Source organism: Thioalkalivibrio sp. HL-Eb18 (genome assembly GCF_000364985.1).
In the GTDB taxonomy this organism is placed as follows: Bacteria; Pseudomonadota; Gammaproteobacteria; order Ectothiorhodospirales; family Ectothiorhodospiraceae; genus Thioalkalivibrio.
Genome location: NZ_KB822992.1, coordinates 1 through 3,578 on the forward strand (window position 1 = coordinate 1; position 3,578 = coordinate 3,578).

Annotated in this window: 5 protein-coding genes; 3 read left to right on the top strand and 2 right to left on the bottom strand. The window is 65.6% G+C overall.

Features of this window, described 5'->3' with window-relative positions; genetic code table 11:
* The first annotated feature begins 300 nt into the window (after positions 1-300).
* From speE to F813_RS0113420, 3 genes are all read left to right on the top strand, one after another.
* Positions 301-1,152: a polyamine aminopropyltransferase gene (gene speE / locus F813_RS0113410; RefSeq protein ID WP_017926940.1), complete on the top strand. Its 852-nt coding sequence runs from the start codon at positions 301-303 to the stop codon at positions 1,150-1,152.
* Positions 1,153-1,363: 211 nt separating this feature from the next.
* Positions 1,364-1,591 carry a ParD-like family protein gene (locus F813_RS0113415; RefSeq protein ID WP_017926941.1) on the top strand — a complete coding sequence of 76 codons (228 nt, stop codon included), beginning with the start codon at positions 1,364-1,366 and terminating at the stop codon, positions 1,589-1,591.
* Complete coding sequence (locus F813_RS0113420) at positions 1,591-1,875, top strand: type II toxin-antitoxin system RelE/ParE family toxin (RefSeq protein ID WP_017926942.1); 285 nt, start codon at positions 1,591-1,593, stop codon at positions 1,873-1,875. Before F813_RS0113415 ends, F813_RS0113420 begins: the two co-directional genes overlap by 1 nt.
* A gap of 120 nt (positions 1,876-1,995) precedes the next feature.
* On the opposite strand, the gene fetB is transcribed toward F813_RS0113420, so the two are convergent.
* Both fetB and F813_RS0113430 read right to left on the bottom strand, forming a co-directional pair.
* Positions 1,996-2,802, bottom strand: coding sequence for an iron export ABC transporter permease subunit FetB (gene fetB, locus F813_RS0113425; RefSeq protein WP_017926943.1), 807 nt, complete (start codon positions 2,800-2,802; stop codon positions 1,996-1,998).
* Complete coding sequence (locus F813_RS0113430; protein WP_017926944.1) at positions 2,793-3,413, bottom strand: ATP-binding cassette domain-containing protein; 621 nt, start codon at positions 3,411-3,413, stop codon at positions 2,793-2,795. Before F813_RS0113430 ends, fetB begins: the two co-directional genes overlap by 10 nt.
* Positions 3,414-3,578 lie beyond the last annotated feature (165 nt).

Consider the following 3,578-nt stretch of genomic DNA (forward strand, 5'->3'; position numbering starts at 1 on the left):
TGGACGCCTCCGTCGCTTCGAGTGAGAGTTCACACCCCCACTCTGGCACATCGCGATGCCGTAATAGGGCGGGGGCGTCCATTCCATTGAGGAGCCGCAGGCGACGAAGCAATCTCCTGAACGAGGGCAGTGCGTTTGATTGCGCTGCCTGCCCTGGGCGTTCCGGTGGACATGAAAGGCGATTGCAGCGTCGCTTCGCTCCTCGCAATGACGGGGAGGTTCAGAGTTGCCCGCAGGATACAGGGCACTATCATAGCGGCGCATCATACCGTCCACCGCACCGGCAAGGGGAGCCGCCCAATGGCACTCGACAACAACTGGTTCAGCGAGCCGCACGAAGACATGGCCCTGTCGCTTCGCATCAAACAGAAGCTGCATGAAGAACAGACCCCGTACCAGACGATCGAGATCTACGAGACCGAGGCCTTCGGCAACCTGATGGTAATCGACGACTGCGTGATGCTCACCGGACGCGACAACTTCATCTACCACGAGATGATGTCGCACCCGGTGCTGTACTCGCACAACGCCCCGAAGAACGTGGTGATCATCGGCGGCGGCGACTGCGGCACCCTGCGCGAGGTGCTCAAGCACGACGAAGTCGAGCGTGCCGTGCAGGTGGACATCGACGAGCGCGTCACCCAGCTATCCGAGCAGTACTTCCCGGAGCTGTGCGACGCCAACGACGACCCGCGCGCCGAACTGCTGTTCGCTGACGGCGTGCAGTACCTCAAGGATGCGACCCCCGGTTCGATCGACGTGATCATCGTCGACTCCACCGACCCGGTCGGCCCCGCCGAGGGCCTGTTCTCCACCGCCTTCTACAAGGACTGCGTGAAGGCCCTGGGTCCGGATGGCCTGCTGGTCCAGCAAAGCGAATCGCCACTACTGCACACCGACAGCATCATCCGCCCGATGCACGACAGCCTGCGCGCGGCGAATTTCATCGACGCCCTGACCCTGCACTTCCCGCAGGCCACCTACCCCTCCGGCTGGTGGACCTGCACCATCGCCGCGAAGGACGCCCCGGTGTCGTTCCTGCGCGAAGAGGCGGCCGAGGAGCTGCCTTTTGTCACGCACTACTACAACGCCGCGATCCACCGTGCCGCCGGCGCCACCCCGGAGTTCTTCCGCCGCAAGCTGTTCGCCTGAAGCGGGCGGCGGCTTCGGCACCCTCCCAACGCAGGGGCTTCCGACGGCCGCGGCTTGATGCGGTTCGCTGCGCTCAGCGCCTCCTACGAGGGCACCACCGAACCTCGCAGGATGCATGGAGCGTATGCGGAATGCACCGACCCGGGCGTTATGTTGCTGGCAATTCAGGGGCGCGCTACCATTGCTACATTTGTAGCAAAAGGAGCAGGCCATGAGTTTGCCCGTCCGCATTGATGAAACGCTCTACCAGCAGGCGCGCGCCCAGGCGAAAGCCGAGCACCGGACCATCGCCGGCCAGATCGAATTCTGGGCCGAGGTGGGGCGTACCGCCATGGATAACCCCGACCTGCCCATCGACTTCATTTGTGAACTGCTGGTCGCTCGCGCCGAGGGCCGGGAGCTTGCGACCCCGTTCATGCCCGAGGGTCAGCGCGACTGATGGCCGCGGACGTGGAGGTGCTGCAAAGCACCCGCTTCCGACGCGCTTACAAGCGCCTGCATCCCGACCAGAAGGCCGACGTGGACAATGCAGTGGCGGATATCATCCGCGACCCCGAGATCGGCACCAGCAAGAAAGGGGATCTGGCGGGGGTCATGGTGTACAAGTTCAAGTCACGCGGGCAACTGATGCTGCTCGCCTATGAGTACGATCCCGCTACCCGATACTTGCTCCTGTTGGGCACGCACGAGAATTTCTATCGAGATCTGAAACGCGAGCCGTAGACCAGGCATCCCGAAACGGACACCAGATGATGCGGTTCGCTGCGCTCAGCGCATCCTGCGAAGGCTCCGCCGGGTGCCGTAGGGTGATTGAGCGAAGGCGAAATGCACCGTGGACGAGGGCTATACGTGGCGGCCGGCCTTGAGGCGATCGAGGCGCAGGCGTTCACGGGTGTCGAACAGGCGGCGGGAGGCGAACCAGACCGCGCCCAGGGTACCGAAGCCGGTCCCGGCCGTGATCAGGAACATGATCAGAATCTGGTATTTGACCGCCTCCACCGGCGGGGCACCAGCGAGGATCTGGCCGGTCATCATGCCCGGCAGGCTGACGATGCCAGCCGCGGCCATGGCGTTGATGGTCGGCATCAGGCCGGAGCGCGCGGCCTCGCGCCGCATGGTCGTGACGGCCTCGCTCCAGGAGGCCCCCATCGCCAGGCGCCCTTCGATGGTGCGGCGCTCGCGCCAGACCGTCTGCGTCAGGCGGTCCAGCCCCAGCGCAATGCCGGTCATGGTGTTGCCGAGCAGCATGCCCAGCAGCGGGATCGCGTACTGCGGCTCCCACCAGGGGGTTGGCCCCACCATCGTAGTCAGTGCCAGCACCGTGACGGCAAACGCCGAGATGAACATGGTGACCGTGCCGATGCCGTAGCCCCACAGCCCGGCAAAACGGCGCTGCTGGCGCGCCATGACCTCGTAGCCGGCGACCGCCAGCATGACCACCGCCATCAGCGCCACCCAGCCGAGCTGGGCGTGATCGAACAGCGTCTGCAGGATCAGCCCAACCAGCAGCAGCTGGATCACGGTGCGCGCGCCGGCGATCAGCAGGCTGCGCCCCAGTCCCATACGGGCCCAGACCGTCACCCCGGCCAGGGCCACAACCAGCAGCGCGGCGAGCGTCAGGTCGAACGGGGAAAGCGAGATCAGCTCCATGCGGGGGCCTCCAGCTGGCCGTTGCTGATGGTCAGGATGCGCCCGCCCAGGCGCTGGCGTTGCAGCGTGTCATGGCTGACCCACAGCGCCGCCGCCTCTTCCTCCGCCAGATACGTGCGTACCGCACGTTCGAGGCGCCTGGTGTTTTCCAGGTCGAGGTTGGCGGTGGGCTCGTCCAGCAGGAGGACGCGCGGCTGGTTCAGCAACGCGCGCAGCAGCCCCAGGCGCTGCTTCTCGCCGCTGGAGAGGCGCTCGACCTCCCAATGCAGGGACTCTTCCGGGAGCGCGACCTGCTCCAGCAAATGCAGCGCAGTCTCGCGGGAGAAGTCGGCGGGCAGGTGCTCGTCCACGCGCTCGCTCCACCAGGCGGTCTCGGCCGGCACATAGGCGACCTGCCGGCGCCACTGCACCGGGGTCATCAAGTCGCGGGGGGCACCGGCCAGGCGAACCTCGCCGGTATTCGGATCCAGGTCCGCCAGCGCGCGCAGCAGCAGGGACTTGCCGGAGCCCGAGGCACCGGTAAGCTGCACCAGCTCGCCGGGCTGGAGTTGCAGCTCCAGCGGGCCCAGGTGGGCCGTTTTCAGTTCATGGGCTTCGAACAGGCAATCCATGCAAGCGGTTCCGGTCAGGCGAAAGCGGAATCGTAACCGAACCCGCGGGGATTCGCGGGGGCAAAAAAAGAGGTTCATCGAGCATTACCGGGGAATGCGGCGCGGATTTTGAGGAAGAAGTAGTCCTGGTCGCGGTAGCCGTAGGCGCGGCGCTTGATGACCTTG